This window comes from Mycoplasma sp. 6934, from assembly GCF_055523595.1.
In genome coordinates this window covers 520,123-537,319 of the sequence record NZ_JBVFVE010000001.1, presented here as the reverse complement: position 1 = coordinate 537,319, position 17,197 = coordinate 520,123, and the positions used below count along the sequence as shown (strand labels likewise).

16 protein-coding genes are annotated in these 17,197 nt (G+C 27.0%); 5 read left to right on the top strand and 11 right to left on the bottom strand.

Going from position 1 to position 17,197, the window contains the following annotated elements:
* Positions 1–7: 7 nt before the first annotated feature.
* The 4 genes from AC0B4S_RS02385 to AC0B4S_RS02370 form a co-directional block, all read right to left on the bottom strand.
* Entirely contained in the window at positions 8–169 is a 162-nt protein-coding gene (locus AC0B4S_RS02385) for an IS3 family transposase (RefSeq protein ID WP_465101519.1), read from the bottom strand.
* Complete coding sequence (locus tag AC0B4S_RS02380; protein ID WP_465101885.1) at positions 112–945, bottom strand: IS3 family transposase; 834 nt, start codon at positions 943–945, stop codon at positions 112–114. The genes AC0B4S_RS02385 and AC0B4S_RS02380 overlap by 58 nt, the downstream gene beginning before the upstream one ends.
* Entirely contained in the window at positions 888–1,385 is a 498-nt protein-coding gene (locus tag AC0B4S_RS02375; RefSeq protein WP_465101518.1) for a helix-turn-helix domain-containing protein, read from the bottom strand. Before AC0B4S_RS02375 ends, AC0B4S_RS02380 begins: the two co-directional genes overlap by 58 nt.
* 78 nt (positions 1,386–1,463) lie before the next feature.
* Complete coding sequence (locus AC0B4S_RS02370) at positions 1,464–3,713, bottom strand: putative immunoglobulin-blocking virulence protein (protein WP_465101517.1); 2,250 nt, start codon at positions 3,711–3,713, stop codon at positions 1,464–1,466.
* Between the two features lie 760 nt (positions 3,714–4,473).
* On the opposite strand from AC0B4S_RS02370, the gene AC0B4S_RS02365 reads away from it, so the two are divergent.
* Positions 4,474–5,622, top strand: coding sequence for an IS3 family transposase (locus tag AC0B4S_RS02365; protein ID WP_465101219.1), 1,149 nt, complete (start codon positions 4,474–4,476; stop codon positions 5,620–5,622).
* Between the two features lie 88 nt (positions 5,623–5,710).
* On the opposite strand, the gene AC0B4S_RS02360 is transcribed toward AC0B4S_RS02365, so the two are convergent.
* The gene (locus AC0B4S_RS02360) at positions 5,711–6,184 is read right to left on the bottom strand and encodes a hypothetical protein (protein ID WP_465101516.1); all 474 of its coding nucleotides are present in this window, start codon (positions 6,182–6,184) and stop codon (positions 5,711–5,713) included.
* 28 nt (positions 6,185–6,212) lie between these two features.
* Positions 6,213–7,394: an IS3 family transposase gene (locus AC0B4S_RS02355; protein WP_465101127.1), complete on the bottom strand. Its 1,182-nt coding sequence runs from the start codon at positions 7,392–7,394 to the stop codon at positions 6,213–6,215.
* Between the two features lie 205 nt (positions 7,395–7,599).
* On the opposite strand from AC0B4S_RS02355, the gene AC0B4S_RS02350 reads away from it, so the two are divergent.
* From AC0B4S_RS02350 to AC0B4S_RS02335, 4 genes are all read left to right on the top strand, one after another.
* On the top strand, positions 7,600–7,809 hold the full coding sequence (locus tag AC0B4S_RS02350; protein ID WP_465101515.1) for a hypothetical protein: 210 nt from the start codon (positions 7,600–7,602) through the stop codon (positions 7,807–7,809).
* A 159-nt stretch (positions 7,810–7,968) separates the two neighbouring features.
* The gene (locus AC0B4S_RS02345; RefSeq protein WP_465101514.1) at positions 7,969–8,328 is read left to right on the top strand and encodes a hypothetical protein; all 360 of its coding nucleotides are present in this window, start codon (positions 7,969–7,971) and stop codon (positions 8,326–8,328) included.
* 128 nt (positions 8,329–8,456) lie between these two features.
* Entirely contained in the window at positions 8,457–9,500 is a 1,044-nt protein-coding gene (locus tag AC0B4S_RS02340) for a transposase family protein (protein WP_465101513.1), read from the top strand.
* 469 nt (positions 9,501–9,969) lie between these two features.
* Positions 9,970–12,750 carry an MYPU_1760 family metalloprotease gene (locus AC0B4S_RS02335; protein WP_465101512.1) on the top strand — a complete coding sequence of 927 codons (2,781 nt, stop codon included), beginning with the start codon at positions 9,970–9,972 and terminating at the stop codon, positions 12,748–12,750.
* A 57-nt stretch (positions 12,751–12,807) separates the two neighbouring features.
* Here the strand turns inward: AC0B4S_RS02335 and AC0B4S_RS02330 are convergent, their stop codons facing one another.
* The 5 genes from AC0B4S_RS02330 to trpS form a co-directional block, all read right to left on the bottom strand.
* Complete coding sequence (locus AC0B4S_RS02330) at positions 12,808–13,455, bottom strand: hypothetical protein (protein ID WP_465101511.1); 648 nt, start codon at positions 13,453–13,455, stop codon at positions 12,808–12,810.
* A 12-nt stretch (positions 13,456–13,467) separates the two neighbouring features.
* Positions 13,468–13,593 carry a hypothetical protein gene (locus AC0B4S_RS02325; protein WP_465101510.1) on the bottom strand — a complete coding sequence of 42 codons (126 nt, stop codon included), beginning with the start codon at positions 13,591–13,593 and terminating at the stop codon, positions 13,468–13,470.
* Positions 13,594–13,960: 367 nt separating this feature from the next.
* On the bottom strand, positions 13,961–14,419 hold the full coding sequence (locus AC0B4S_RS02320; RefSeq protein ID WP_465101509.1) for a hypothetical protein: 459 nt from the start codon (positions 14,417–14,419) through the stop codon (positions 13,961–13,963).
* Positions 14,419–16,164: a threonine--tRNA ligase gene (gene thrS, locus AC0B4S_RS02315; RefSeq protein WP_465101508.1), complete on the bottom strand. Its 1,746-nt coding sequence runs from the start codon at positions 16,162–16,164 to the stop codon at positions 14,419–14,421. The genes AC0B4S_RS02320 and thrS overlap by 1 nt, the downstream gene beginning before the upstream one ends.
* Positions 16,151–17,161 (bottom strand): tryptophan--tRNA ligase, encoded by a 1,011-nt coding sequence (gene trpS, locus AC0B4S_RS02310; RefSeq protein ID WP_465101507.1) that lies wholly within the window; start codon positions 17,159–17,161, stop codon positions 16,151–16,153. The genes thrS and trpS overlap by 14 nt, the downstream gene beginning before the upstream one ends.
* Positions 17,162–17,197 lie beyond the last annotated feature (36 nt).

Sequence of the window (17,197 nt, the reverse complement as noted above, 5' to 3'; positions counted from 1 at the left end):
ACTAAAATTAATTTAAGGATTGATGCCTATATCCTAAAGGTGTCAGTCCTTTTAATTTTGTGATAATTCGTTTTTTGTTGTAATAATTTATATACTTGCGCATCGCTTTTTCTAAGTCTTCAAGAGTTTTGAATTCTTTTTCATGACCATAAAACATTTCGTTTTTCATGGTTCCAAAAAATATTTCAACAACACAATTATCATAGCAATTCTCTTTCGCGACATACTTTGTTTAATACCTCTTTTACTTAATTTGTCACGATATTGTTTCATTTGATATTGCCATCCCTGGTCAGAATGTAAAATTAATCCATTAAGATTTTTATACTTTTTAAAAGCTTTATTTAGCATTTGATTCACTTGTTCAAAATTAGGACTTTTTGAAATTGTGTATGAAACTACTTCACGGTTATGCACATCTATAATTGGTGATAAATATAGTTTTCCACTTGCTATTTTGAATTCAGATACATCAGTACTTCAAGTTTGATTCAATTTTGTAGTTTTGAAATTTCGCTCGTAATAAGTATTATGATTCTTTTTGTCAACAATCCTTGTAAGGAGTAAGTTATTACAAACCTTCCCAATTTCACCTTTATATGATTTATATTTTGATTTTGGCTGTAGACCAAATAAATTAAGTAATTTCATCAATCTTTTAACCCTTTTATGGTTAATAATATAACCTCTATTTCTTAGTTCTAAACAAATTCTTCGATATCCATAACGGGATTTATTCTCATTAAAAATATTCGCTATTGCTTGTTTTAAATCAAAATCTTTGTCATCTTTTGAAAAACTTTGAACAATATAAAAGTATGTTGACTTTGCTAATTGGAAAAAGTCTAGCATTAATCTTAATTTATATTTATGCCTTGATTCAAATATTACTTTTGCTTTTTCTTGTTTGGTTGCTCTGTCCTTTGTTGAACCAAGGCTCTCAATTTTTTTAAGAGGTCTACCTCCATTTCAAGTTGGGCATTTCTTTCTTCGAGTTCTTTAATTCTAGATAATGTTTTATCTTGTTTTGGGTTATTATTCTTTGGCATGGTCATTGGTATTTTACCTTTCTTTTTATTTATAAGACCATTATACCCAAATAATTTAAATTTTTTCACTCATGAATTAATTAATAGTTCTGCTTCCAAAGAGCGGATGGGTTTACCATTTAATACTTGCTTAACAATTTCTAATTTAAAGTTAGGACTGAAGTTTCGTCGTTTATTTCTTTCTGTAAATATGTCTAATCCGTGGAGGTTGTGCAAAAGCTTTATAAACTGAATTGTACGCATATTTACATTAAAAATTTCTGCAATTTGTTTGCTACTCTTACCAGCTTTATATAGTTTTATAATCTTTAGTTTATCTTCTAATTTTAGCTTCATAATAAAAACCCCTAAGTTTACCAATTGATTTGGCCCAACTTGTGGGGTTCACTATATTAATGTTCTTAATGGTTTAATTTATTTTGCTTTAGTATTATAAGGAATTTTCTTATCTTGTTCTTTTTCATATCTAGCATTAAAACCAGCATCTTTTATTGATTGAAATAAACTAGTTTCGCCCTCTTGAACAATAATAACACTATATTCATCAAAAATACCTTCATTATATTTTAATAAATGTCTTAGTTCAGCTATTCCATTATAATTTAGACGCTCATAATTATTTGGTTTTTCTACAACTATCCTAATTTCCTTAGTTGCTTTGCCGTTACTAAAGGTAATTTTAGTTGGTACATTATTAAAATTATCACCGACTAAAATATCACTAAATTGACCTTTATTCATATCTTGAGCAGAAATTGTTCAAATAGATTGATTGTTATAGAGTTTAATTTTGTTTAAATTTCTTTCATTACTGTTTCGATCTTTAAGCTCTAAACCTGCTAAGTTTTTTATGCTTGGTACATTAGAAAAATCAAGACCAAGTGGTCATGATGCAACAAAATTACGACCATTATTATCCTTAAGACTATAAGTTCGATTTAATCCTTGGAAGAATTTTTCATTATTTCTGGTTCAATAAAACATTTTTAAAGCCTTGTTTACTTTATACAAATCAAATTCACCAGCAATATAAACATCTTCTTCATCAAATGATAAGTTGTCAAATTTAATCACATCATATGATCTAGTTTTATTAGTATTGTCATTTAGATTTAAATTTTTGACTTTAGTTAAAACAAGCGGATTAATTGATCAATTTTCAATATTAGATCCAGTGTTTAAGTTTGGGTCAGTGTAAAAGTTTAATTCTTTAATTTCCTTATCTTTTAACTTTTTCATTACATTTGTATTAGTTGAAGCGAAAAATAATTCTAATAAAGGTAATTTATCAGGTAATGCATCAAAGATTTCATCCATATTTTGGTTACGGTTACTTTTACCAATATTTTTAAGACGGTAACCAGTTACTTTATATTTAGGATCATTGTTTAACTTTGCAATAAAAGCCTTAGCATTTTGGTATGCATTTTGTTGAGAAGCATCTATTTCAATGATAATAGCATATTGATATTCATTATCAACTTGTTTAATAGTTTTATATTTAGTTGCACTAATTCCATCTACATCACCAATTAAACTTCGATATCCATTTGATTCAAGTTCATACTTAATATTTTGAAGGCTTCAATTTTTCTGGTAATTTTGTAAACTGAAATAATCTAGTCTGTGTTGCTCAACATCTAGTGTATCAAAATCAAGAACGTTATTTGCATCACTAGTATAATTAGTGTTTTGGTAACTTGGAGTTTGTGTATCTGTATTTGGGTTATTTGGTTCTAGATTTTTATCACTTTGTTGTGAACCTTGGTTTGCTTGTTTTAAACTTGCTATTTTTTTATTTAAATTATCAAGAAGGTTAATTTCAGCTTGCAAGCTTCTTTTGGTCTCGCTATCTAAGCTATAATATGCATTTACAGCGTTTTTAACTTTAGTTTCATCATCTATTGTAATGTTGTTAGTATTTTTACGTAAGGCCTCAGCATGAGCATTTTTATAATTATTTACTTTAGTATTAATATTTTTTTGGTTTTGGTCAACACGCTTTAAATCACTTATTGTATCTTGTAAATTTAATAATATATTATAGTAATATTCTAATTTACTTTTAACGTTATTGCTTAAGGATTGATAATCACTAAGTGCAGAATTTAATCTAGCTTCATCAGCTAGAGATACATTGCTAACAGTCTTATTCAAAATAACATTATGAGTATTTCTAAAATTATTTATTTGGCGATTTTCTAAACTAACTATTTCTTTTAAAAGGGAGTCTAAGTGGTTTTTTTGTGGTTGCAATTTAGTTTTAACTTCTTTGCTTAAATTACTATACTCATTGATTGCACTTCTTACTTTTGGTGCATCAGCTATGCTAATATTATCAACATTTTTATCTAAAACGGTTTTATGAGAATTTTTATAATTAGTTTCTTCTTGAGTTTGTTGTTGTATGTTAAGTAAATTGTTATTTATAGTATTATTTAGTAATACATCAACACCTTTTTTAAATTCTGGATCTTTTAAACTAATTTTAAAAGCTTCTCGCATAGCTTCTTTTTGCTCACTACTAATAAGGTGTTTTGAATCTGCAAAAAGTTTGTCAAAATATTTTTCGAATTGTTCATCTTCAGGAGAAGAACATGATACTACAGATAAAGTTGTTAGACTTGTAAAGGTAGTTAAAAGTATTATTTTTTTTAATTTCATGGTTTCTTTCCTTTATTTAATTTATTATGTTATTTGTCATTAACTTATTATAATATATATATATATATATATATAACTAAAAAGTATAAAAACTTGTAATATTGATTTGACTATATAAGAATATAAAAATTAAAAGTTAAAAAAACCTGACTATAATTAGTCTGGTTTATTAATTTAATATTTTATTACGTTGTAATTAGCTACTTAACTATATTTTTGAAAATAAATACTATGATTTGCAAATTTTGATTAAAAACCCAAAAAAGTTTTTCATAAAAGATAATACTAATACATTATGTAGAATAACTACTTTTTTGCACTACTTTTTTAATTTTCTGCCCAGACTGTTGGGGTTAATCATTTTTTTACTTTTTGATTTATATTATGATGCTTTTGTTGCAAAAAAAAGATAATGAAAAAACAAACCAAAAAAATTTTTTTCTTCTTTGGCAACTAAATTGGAAAATTTATATATTTTTTGATGTTTTTACTGTCTAAAAAATCAGAACATAATTATTTATATCATTACATTAACTACAAAATTTCAAAATGAAGCAAAAAGATTTTTAACCCCCCGCCCTTGATTGCAATCAAGGGGGCCTTACTTTTGAAAAAGTAAGCAAAACTCCCAGAAAACACGTGCCCGTGTTTTCTATTTTTATTATTCTCTTTTTTATTAAAAAATATTAAAATTAATAGACAGGGAAGAAATATTCGGACAAAATCCGAATATTTTTAATATAAAGAAAAAGAGGTAGTTATGAGACATTTAAAGACTAAAGAATGAGTTAAAATTTTTGACTTATACGATAAATACTTGAACCTGGTAATAACCAAAGCAGAATTTGAAAATTTCTGTTTTGACATCAGAAAAGCATACTGAAATAAAGAATCAATGAAAAATATGTTAAAGAAAAGAAAACTGTATAATTTAAATATGAACATAGAATCACAAAGCGGTAAATCACCCAAGAAAGATAAAGGTGTTGGGAGAAAGAAAAAGAAAGTTCTCGATTATACATGAATTAATACTCTTAAAGATGATGAAAAAGATGCAGTTATAAAATACTACTATCGAATTTTTAATGAAAATAATATTGATGCAGATATTAAAAATATTAAAGAAATTGAAAATCTTTCATCAAAATACAAGGCAAAAATTTTTTTAATAGCAAGATCCACATATTATGAGAAATTGAAAGATAACAACAAAGCTAAAGAGATAAATGTCAAACACAAAGAAATAATTTTTAAAAGTTTTGTCGAAAATAAAGAAAGGTATGGACGAAGGAGGCTTGCTAAATATATTTTCCAAGAATATAATATTCAAATAAATCCTAGAACCCTTGGGAATTATATGAAAAAACTTAATTTAAAAACATTTGTTAGACAAAAACGTAAAAACAAAGAATCTAAAAATACTTGTGTTAAAGTGCCTGATTTAGTAAAACGAGATTATAATTCAATCAACAATAATATATATGCAACAGACGTGACCTACATACCAGCACCAAAAGACATTGAGCAAAATCATATTTATTTATCCGCAATTATCGACCATAAAACTAAGTTTGTGACCTATGAATTATCACTTAGAAATGATACCGAACTAATTTTGAATAATATCAGTAATACAAAATTCAAAAAAAATTTTATTTTACATTCTGACCATGGATCTGCTTATTCGTCGGTTGAATATACTAAAAAAATAGAATTGCTAAAAGGTAAAATATCAATGTCAAGAATTGGCAATAGTCTAGACAACCGTGAAATTGAATATTTCTTTTCAATTCTTAAAAGCGAGATTTTTCCAAATTTTGATCAAACCTGTAAAAGGCTTACTTTTATTGAATTATCACAAAAAATCAAAGAATTTATAAACTGATATAATTATAAAAGAATAAGATAAAAAAAACCTTCCCAAAGCATTCCGTTTGGCTTAGCCAAATGGTATGGTTGGGGAAGGTAAAACCGTCCGAAAAAAATTTCCCAGTTTATTAATATGCATCAATTTTTATTTCATCATTGATGCTTCTGTGTAATGTTCGAAGTATCTCTAAATACTCAGCCATAATCTTATTGGCTTCAAGGTTATTTCCTTGTGCATTCACAGAGACACTATTAAACTTTGAGATGTATAATTCAAGAGTTTTAAAAAATGAGTTTGTTTTCTTATGGATAAATGCTAGTTTTCCAACGGCAGGGATAGAATAGTCTAAACCTTTCTCAAGAGCTCACATTTCTGTAAAGCTTAGATATTTTCCATTAGGTTCTTTGGCAAAGTATTTTTTTCCATTATATTTAAAATACAAATTATCATCAGAAGAATGTACTAACACAACATCAGAATTATAAGGAAATATAATCCTTTTATCATGCATATCGAAAGCTGCAAGGTTTTTACCTTGGTATCTAACAACACCATTTAAAACTTTTCTATTAATCTCTAAATCAACGGCTCAATTAAACATGGACAGCAAAATTTAACATTTTAGTTATTTATAATTCCATAGCAAATTGCTGTGGAGTTTTTCAGTTTAAGTTTGATTGAATTCGGTCATTGTTGTACCAAATTACATATTCTTGTATCATATCATTAAGTTCATTAAATGTTATTTTTGAATAATCTAAATCATTTAATAATTCAGTTTTAATGATTCCAAACCAATATTCAATTTCTCGATTATCAAGAGAATTTCCCACTCTTGATAACGAAATAATACCACCAAGATTTTTAACTTCTTTAATATATTGATGATGTGTATATTGAAAGCCATGATCTGAGTGAATGATAAAATTTTTGGATTTGTATTGCTTTAATGAATTTAAATTGTCTAAAACTAGTTCTAGATTATTACTTTTTGATAATTTAAAACCAATAATTTGTTTAGTTTTATGAGACAAAATTGCAGACAAATAAACGTGTGATTCTAACACATCTTTTGGCGCTTTTATATATGAAACATCAGTTGCATAAATATTTCGATTGTTTTGATCATTATAATCACGATTTACGAAGTTATCAATCTGAGTAGATAGATTTTTAATTTCTTTTCGTTTTGATTTTTGTCTAAGCTTACATTTTAGGCCTAAAAGGTTCATATATCTCCCTAAAGAACGTTCGTTTATATCTATTTTGTATTTTTTAGATATGTAAACACTTAGTTTTAACCTTCCATATCTTGACTTTGTTTCTGCGAACGATTTTTCGATTACATCACTATATTTAGGGAGTTTTTGTGCAATTTTAATATTTTGAGTTTTAGAAATTGTTTGTCTAGAAATGCCAAAAACTTCTGCAAGCTTAACATAACTTATACTAAAACTTTTAGATTCAATAACTTTCTTACTTTTAGGTAATTCGTTGGTAATTTCATAATATCTTTTAGCTATTTGTAACAAATCATCACGATCAAAAATATCTCAATTTGGTTCTCTTTTCGTCTTAGGTTTGCCGCTTCCTTTTTTACGGTTTTCACCTTTCTTTGTCTGCAATAAGTCTTCCATACCTAAATTATAATACTTAATTATTTTATTAATTCTAACTTTTACACTATTTCTTTGTAAGTTTTTTGTTTCTGGTGATATTTGGTAAATAGCCCGAAAAGCACCTGGGAAACCTGACTTTTGATATTCTTCATATATTTTTGCAAATTCTTCTTTCTTTAAATGTCTTGACATAATTTATCCTTTCAAAAAAATTCTTCGTTGGTACCAACGAATGGTAACAGAAAAGCTAACATTTACATGTTAACTTTTCTGTCCGGATTTATAATAATACAATAAATATTAAGTTTGAACATCGAGAACAGATTTTCTCTCACAAAATTAGAAAAATATTTTAATAAATAACTAAAAGAATAAATTAAAACTATATAATTTAATTATGATTATAAAAAAACAAAACAAGAAATCACCTAAGACTAACAAAATTGCCACCAAAAAGAAAAAGAAAGTTCTTGATTATTCTTGAATTAGTACTTTAAAAAAGGATGAGAAAGATGCGGTAATAATGTTCTACGACAGAATTTTTAAAGAAAATAATATTGAAGTTGATATTAACGAAGCATTACAAGCAGAGAAAAATAAGCATTAGACCTTAGTGTTTAATATTCATTAGTTGTTTATCTAAAATTAATGTATTAGTATTATCTTTTATGAAAAACTTTTTTGTGTCCAATGACAACTATTTAGGCCCATATGTAAATCCCTCCGAAAATGAACTAATTTAATTAAAATATGGTATAAATTATTTATGAGAATCAAACATAACATAGATAAGTACAAAAACTTAACGAACTACGAACTAAAAAAACAGCAATCTCTCATATTAATTGCTGCTAATATTGAAAAATCTTTATCTCAACTTAGTTTAATTACAAAGCTCAGTGTATCAACTGTAAAAAGATATAAAAAAATAATAAAAAGTAATCAAGAAATTGTCATCAGTCATAAAAATAAAAATCAAAAAAGAAGTTGCAAAGTTACCGATTCAGAAATTGAATTAGTGTTTAAAGATTATTTAAAAACATGTGAAATTATTTTAAATAGCGTTCTAACAAATAACCAACTTTCGTTTAAAAGTTATTATTATTCAGAATATGGTTTTTTATAAGGCAAAAAATTTCTTACAAAACTTTGGTAAGAAGATTCAACTAATTAGGATTATTTAATATACATACAACCAAAAGAGGAAGAAAAATAGCAAAATTATCAAAGAAGAAAACTTCACAAGAGACAACATTGCTATTAAAAAAATATTATAAACAAATTAAACAAAATGAAAAACAAAGACAAGTTTTGGGTCTAAAGAAAAATTTAGAATTTGGTGAAATTGTTGAAATCGATGCTCAGCTTGAACCATATTTAAAAAATAATAAACCATTCTATCTTTATCATGCAATTGATGTTGCCACTGGAACACTATTAGCAGCATGATTTGAGGAACGAGAAACAACATTAGGATATCAAAGACTGTTGGAAATAGTATTTAAGAAATATGGATTTCCAAAGAAAATTTATACTGATAAAAGAAGAACTTTTTGGGGAAATGAAAACACACAAACAATTTTTGAAAAAGATTTAAATAAAAAAGGAATAGAAGTACTCAGTTCTTCTAATCCTAAACATAAACCACACGTTGAGAGATCTTTTAGAACATCATTAGACCAATACCCATTATTAATTCATGAAAACGGATATAAAGATATTAATGATTTAAAGCAACATAACGAAGTATTTCAAAATTATTACAACACGAGGAATAAAAAAATAATTTCTAAACATAATGTCTTTCAAAAAGAAGGAAAGAAAAACGGCAATTGAGCCGTTGATTTAGAGATTAATAGAAAAGTTTTAAATGGTGTTGTTAGATACCAAGGTAAGAACCTTGCAGCTTTCGATATGCATGACAAAAGGATTATATTTCCTTATAATTCTGATGTTGTGTTAGTACATTCTTCTGATGATAATTTGTATTTTAAATATAATGGAAAAAAATACTTTGCCAAAGAACCTAATGGAAAATATCTAAGCTTTACAGAAATGTGAGCTCTTGAGAAAGGTTTAGATTATTCTATCCCTGCCGTTGGAAAACTAGCATTTATCCATAAGAAAACAAACTCATTTTTTAAAACTCTTGAATTATACATCTCAAAGTTTAATAGTGTCTCTGTGAATGCACAAGGAAATAACCTTGAAGCCAATAAGATTATGGCCGAGTATTTAGAGATACTTCGAACATTACACAGAAGCATCAATGATGAAATAAAAATTGATGCATATTAATTTTAATATTTTTTAATAAAAAAGAGAATAATAAAAATAGAAAACACGGGCACGTGTTTTCTGGAAGTTTTGCTTACTTTTTCAAAAGTAAGGCTCCCTTGATTGCAATCAAGGGCGGGGGGTTTAAAAATCTTTTTGCATCATTTTGAAATTTTATAGTTAATTTAATAATATACATAATTATGTCTTGATTTTTTAGACAGTAAAAATATCAAAAAATATATAAATTTTCCAATTTAGTTGCCAAAGAAGAAAAAAATTTTTTTTCTTTGTTTTTTCGTTATCTTTTTTTGCAACAAAGGAATCCATAATATAAATCAAAAAATAAAAAAATGATTAACCCCAACAGTCTGGGCAAAAAATTAAAAAAGTAGTGCAAAAAAGTAGTTATTCTACAGTATTTATAATAAAATTATATATATAATAAAAGATATTTATAAACAATAAACATATACTAAGGGGAAATATCATGAAATTACGTAAATTTTTATTAGTAACAACTAACTTAGTTGCTATTTCAACAATTACTGCTGTATCATGTACAGCGCCCAAGCCCCAAAAAAGACAATTTATTATTCAAAATGTTAGTTCAATTACAGTAACTCAAACAAGTGCTGAATTCACCGCCAAAATTACTGGTCTACAAGGAAATGACCAACTTAATGTAAAAATTAATGATATAGTTCATAATTTTATAGTTTCAAGTTTAAACAAACCAGCTGATAATGAATATAAAATTACTATTAGTGGATTAACTAAAGGAACTACATATTTATTAGATACCATTAAGGTAAACAATGACACATTATTTAATGTCAAACGTTCATTTACAACATTAAACGATATAGTAGCTGCAAACCCGCCTATTGAAAATAGAGAACAAGAAGAACCAGTAAATCCTAATCCACCAAGAGAAGAAAATACATCTTCTAACCCAGGGACAAAAGAGCCAGTAACAGAAGATCCTAAAACTGTCACGAAGCAACCAGAATCAGAAAAACCCAACAATAGTACTGATAATAAACCAAGTGGTTTAGATAATTCAGAAAAAGTGGATCAACAACCTAAACCACCTAATAATAGTGGATCTGATGCACAAGAAGGTTCAAAACCAAATGATAATAAATCCGGGAGTAAAACCCAAACTAGTGATAGCGATTCAACTAATACTAATCAAATTGATACTGAAAATGAACCAACTGGTGACAACACCATTGATAATAATGCATATAAGGGCCAAGAAGAATCGAAGGATCCTTATAAACCAATACATGAAGCAAAACCACTAGTTCCATTACATAACTTTTTACCTATTTCAGAAAATGAAGTATTTTTAACTGCTAATATTACTAATGAAGAAAAACAACAATCCTTAGCAAAACTAAATGAAAGCATTTATACAAGCCTTGATAAAGTAGAAGAAAGAACAAGGGATAAACAGCCCTTTCTAGAATATTTTGATCCTGAGACTGAACTTATCTTTCGAGAATATAGTTATACAAATGATGATGGAAAAACATATAATTATCTACTTGGTAAACAAGGTTTGCTAATATTAGTTCATGAATTTAAACGTAAAATTCCTTATGGTCAAGAAATCAAAGATTTACAGGCACTAATATTAAATGATTATAAAGTTATTGATGAAAATGCCAATGGATTATACATGCCTGATTCCCGTAGAATTTTTGTGAATGGTTCAGGGGCTCAAAATAAGCAATTTGATTTATATGAAATTATTGGTTTTTTAATGCCAACTATCTTCCATGAATACATGCACCACTGGGCAAGTGTTTATGCTGAAATAGGACTAATCGAAGATCCTAAAATAGATGTGAAAAATGAAGTAGCAAAAGACTTAAATAAGCGCCAAACAACAGAAATATATTATAATCCTCCACAAAATAATACAAATGATGGACATTCACACGGAGCAAGGCAATTTTGAAATTCGTATTTTACTAGTTATTTTTATAGTTTATTAAATTATGATATAGATAAAAAAGGTTACATTGATCCAGAGATATTGAAAAAATTTGGTATTCCTAATGAAATAAAAGACTATTTACTTTTCCAAAATTTATCTGTAAATGATCTTTGGCGTTTAGCAAATGAATTAGAAACTCCAAACCATTTAAAAAATTATCCAACTTCTGAAACTCCACTATTCTTTTCGCCCCGTGGTTCATTTTACACATATACCCCAAGATTAAAATATACCTTTTCCTTAACTGAATTAGTGCCTCGCGAATACACTAAGTATGCTTATGAATCATACTTTTCTATTAACGATCAAAATAAATCATATATGAATGAAGAAACCAAACCAAATTCAGTGAATTGGTTTGGTGCTTGATATTTCAATATAGATTCTAGTGGTTATGTTTCTGGTTCTTTTTCACCATCAGGGAATGCTGAAGATTGATCCCATACTTATTTGAACAATTTTGATTCACCAATCAGGCAAGGTTGATTTCAAAACGGTGAAGGTGTTAATCTTTACGATAATTCTCCTAAGTTTAATGCCACTGCTATGCCTAATTCTATATTTGATATTAATAAATTTAGGTATCTAAATGAGATAAATCAAATCACTGAATTACCACCTGAAAAAACTAAAAATAGAGCTAATGAATTTTATAAATTATTCTTAGAAACCATGGGATATGGTAAAACAATAAGTCAAATTTATACTTATAGTGAAACCTCAAATAGCGAACAAGGCTTAGAAATGACAAGTACTAGCTACCCTACATTGCTTAGATTTAGTGGTTTTATTGACTCTAGTAAAAAAGTAGATGGTTTAGTTTTAAAAACAAATGATCAGATTTATAACCAGGTTAAATTTGACTATAGCAATGCTTTTAACTTTTTTGGTAAGTCTAATTATGATGAAGGTGCTTCTCTTTATGAAATAGCAGATGATCAAAATTTAAAAATTACAAAAGACCGCCAAACTCAAATTAATAAACGTATTTATCCTGATGATGTTGGATATAGTGCAAATTATTTAAGTTATATAACTAAAGAATTTATTGATGTTAAAGATAATTCAACTATCCATTTATGAATTGATAAGAATAATGATGGTAAAGCAACCAATGATGAATTAATTGATCAAGAAATAACTCTCCCAACCCAAAGAGCGGTAACAACTCAAAGGGCTACAAATGCTACTTATAGTAAATTTGAAAAATTCTTAATTCAAAATGAAAATGGATTAACTACTTTAAAACAAATTAAGCAATAATAGATATTAAAACATTTGCAATTTTAATTGCAAATGTTTTTTATAGAATCACTATTATTAATAATATTTTATAAATTCCTCCCTGTATCATTTATTGAGTTTTTCGTAATATTCATTCGCTTTTTCAAGGGGCATACTATGGGTAAATTTATTATCAATAAAATAAGTATTTAGCTTAAAATTTTGTTTCTTTGGTAAACTAAAAACTTTTCATGCTTGAGCACTTTTTCTGATGGTATTTACATAACCTGAAAGATTATTAATAAGTAATGTTAATTCTACTGAATCTTCAGTTATAAATGGAGCAGCAAGATAGTAAAATGCACCGCTATGATGAGCATATAAAATATAAAGATCATTATTTTCAAGATGTTGATAAACATTTTTATAATTTAAAAAAGATTTTTCAAATTCAGATATAATTTCTGCCTCTGTAGGCTTATAGTTTTCTAGAGTATGTAAATCTTGATATCTTTTTATAATTAGATTCTCAAATTCATCTTTTGTAGATATTTTAATAAGTTTACTTGTATCTTGTGTGCCATAAAGTGGGTTAGTTACATGGTTAAAAAACTTAAATTCATATCCAGAGCCATTTTTTTCATCAATTTTTTGTTTATAAGAAGATATTGATGGTACATATAAACTATTAACAGAACCTATGGTGTTTAGTTTTGCTCGAACTTGGCCATGAATTTCATACACTTTATTTTCTAACTAAGTTTTAAACATGTTATGATCTTCTTGAGTATTGGGTTCTGAATCAATGGATGAACAAGATAAAGAACTAAGAGGAAATACAATGCCACTGGCTGAAATTAATATTTTTTTGATTTTAGTCATTTCTTACTCCTATTTGTTACAAAAATAAACATGTAACTATTTTTTAAAATTTTTATACCTTTATATTTATTTAATACATGTACAAGTGTACTTGCAAGCACATAAATTTATTAAATCTCATAAACATAATTTAATTCTTTATGTATAAATAGTTATTAACTATTATTCAAAACTGCTATATTATAATTTTACTATATAAAAGCCTATAATGGTAAAAAATAATATATATTAATAGTAAGTTTTACGTAAATTATTTTCTTAATATATAAAGCGGCATCATAGATTACTAAAATTTCATAATGTTTATTAAACCTATAAATATTTGTATAAAAAATAATCAACAATTAAGTTATTGATTGTTGATTATTTAATTGTTATTTTTACTATATTTTGCTCTTAATTTATTAATATTTTCAAAGGTTGCTAAATATTTTACAAGGCCAAAGATAAAAATATAAATTGCAAAAACTGTAATAATATCATATTTATATCAAGTTCAAATTAGTATCGGTTCTTTGTCAGTTGGTTTGTATAAGGGCATTCAAAATAATGTCATTGTAACGCCAATTATAAAAGCAATAATTTGTAAATAAATAACTTTTAATTTATTGTAGTAAGCGAGTAGAAAACTGCTTACTAAAAAGCCCGCTGTATACAAAAAACTAAGTAGAATACGATAAGGAATTTTTAATTCATAACTAGAATTAAAAATTATTTGTCAAGGAATTAATTTGTCACTTATTAATAAAGTAGCAATTGTCATTAAAAAAAAGGTAACAAAAAATATTTTATTTAAAAGTTTTTGTGGATTTGTTTTTTTTAACATTATTTTTTATTTACCTTTAAATCAGTAATATAACTTATAAATTCATTTAATGGGAGTGTAGTAGAATTATCTTTGCCATATTCGCGATAATTTACAGTGTTATATAATCGTTCCTTTTCACCTAAAATAAGTTGGATTTTTGATTTAGAAATTTGTGCTTCTCTAATTTTTTTATTTAAACGTTCCGCAGATAAATTTACTTTTGACCTAAATCCAAGGCTAAAGAGTTTAGTATTAATTAACTTAGCATAGTGAACATCTTCATCAAAGTTTGTGGCTGGAATTATCGTAATTTGCTTTGGTGCAAGTCAAAATGGTAATACACCTTTAGTTTGTTCTAATAAAATAGCAACAAATCTTTCATAAGTTCCAATTAAGCCACGATGAATTAATACTGGTGTTTCTTCTTGGTTATTTTTATTTATAAAACTCATGGCGAATTTTTTAGGTAATAAAAAGTCTAATTGTAAGGTTGAAACTGTAATTTCATGTCCTAAGGCAGTATAAATTTGAATATCCATTTTAGGACCATAAAAAGCTGCTTCACCTAATTTTGCTTCATATTTTACATTTAATTCATCTAATACATTGCGAAGTTGTGTTTCAGCTTCGTTTCACATCGTTTCATCATCATAATACTTATCTTTATTTTCTGGATCTCTTAATGATAAAGAAACATAACTAATTTGGATGTTAAAAGATTCTAAAGTTTCTTTAATAAGTTGATACATTGATTTAAATTCTTCAGAAATTTGGTCTTTTCGTACAAATAAGTGCCCTTCAGTTAACAGCATACCACGCACTCTTTCAAGACCAGTTAAAGCACCTGATTTTTCATAGCGATATAGCTGGGACTGTTCAGAGTAACGAATTGGCAGATCACGGTATGAACGCTTTTCACTTTTATAACATAAAATATGGTGTGGGCATGTCATCGGACGAGGAATTAACCTTTCATTTTCAACCACAATAGGTTTAAACATATCATCTTTATAATGAGCTAAATGACCTGAAATTTGGTAAAGTTCTTCTTCTCCAAAATGAGGTGTTAAAACTTCAGTAAAACCATATTCACGATCTTTTTGTAATACTAGGTTTTTAATTTCATTATGAATGTACATCCCATCTTCTAACCAAAAAGGTAAACCTTGTCCACCTAACTTATTAAAGGTAAATAACTTCATTTCTTTACCAATTTTACGGTGATCTCGTTCCTTGCGATCTTTTAAAATTGCTAAAAATTCTTCTAATTCAGCATTTGATTCTCAAGAAGTTCCATAAATTCTAGTTAATTGAATATTATCAGAATTGCCACGTCAATATGCTCCAGCTAAATGAAGTAATTTAAAATGTTTAATATTCTTGGTATCTTGAACATGATCCCCAGCACACAGATCTGTGAAAATAACTTCATTATTTTGTGGATCTACTAGTGAATAAAAAGTAATGGTTTTATTTTGCTTTACTAATTCATCATATAATTCTTTTTTATATGGTTTATTTTCAAAACTATATTTATCAATGCTTACTTGTTTCATAACTAAATTACGTAAAGCAAGTTTTTTCATTAATTTTTCAATTTTAGTTAGTTCTGTATCACTAAGTGGATCAATAAATTCAAAATCATAGTAAAAACCTTCTTCAGTTGCTGGTCCAAATCCCAGTTTTACACCAGGATATAATCTTTCAATAGCAGCAGCTAGTAAATGTGATGTAGTATGGTTTAATTGTTTATTTGCTTTCATTTTCACCTCCGTAAAGTCCAATTTTGTTTTGTAAATTATTTATAGTTTGTTTTGCGATTTTTTGAGCTTTTAAAGCTCCTAATTTAGTAATATGGTTAACTTGTTGTAAATAAATTTGGTATTTGCTTTGAATTTGGCTTAATAAATCTTTAACACTTTGGGCAACTGCTTCTTTAAAGTCTTTGTAATTAGCATCTTTAAATTTCTCTTCAGCTTCTGCTAAAGATAAATCATTAAGTGAAGCATAAATATTTAATAAATTTAAAATACCTGGTTTAGCTTCCGAAATATAGATCTTATTTTCTGAATCAGTAACAGATTTTAAAATTTTATTATAAGCGCTTTGGGGATCTTCTAATAAATAAATAGTTGATTTAGTGCCCCTTTCACTTTTTGACATTTTTGTATTTGGGTCAGTTAAGGATTTAATTTTGGCACCAATTTTAGGCAAAATTGCTTGAGGAATTTTTAGGTTCGTTTTGTAATTCTTATTCAATCTTTGTGCAATATTTCGGGTCAATTCTAAATGCTGAATTTGATCTTCTCCAACTGGTACAACATCAGGATTATACAGTAGGATATCAGCAGCCATTAAAACTGGGTATGTTAATAAACCTGTTGGGATTTTTTCAGTACCATTAGCTTGCTTTAATTTTGAGGCTTGATCTTTGAATTGTGTCATACGCTTTAATTCACCTAAAGTAGTTTCAGAGCTACATAACCATTGCATTTGAGCATGTTCTAAAATTTGTGATTGGTAAAAAATTACATTTTTTTCATAATCTAGGCCACAAGCTGCATATAAAGCGACTATGGCTTCTCGAGTGCCCTTTAATTCATTAGGGTTAACTTTACCAGTTGTTAAAGCATGTAAATCAGCAACAAAGATGTAGGATTCGTACTCATTTTGCAATTTTACAAAGTTTTTAATAGCCCCAATATAGTTACCTAATGTTAGGGATCCAGTTGGCTTAATACCACTTACTAATCGTTTCATAATCCTCCATATTAAAAAGTTTTTTAATAATAAAAT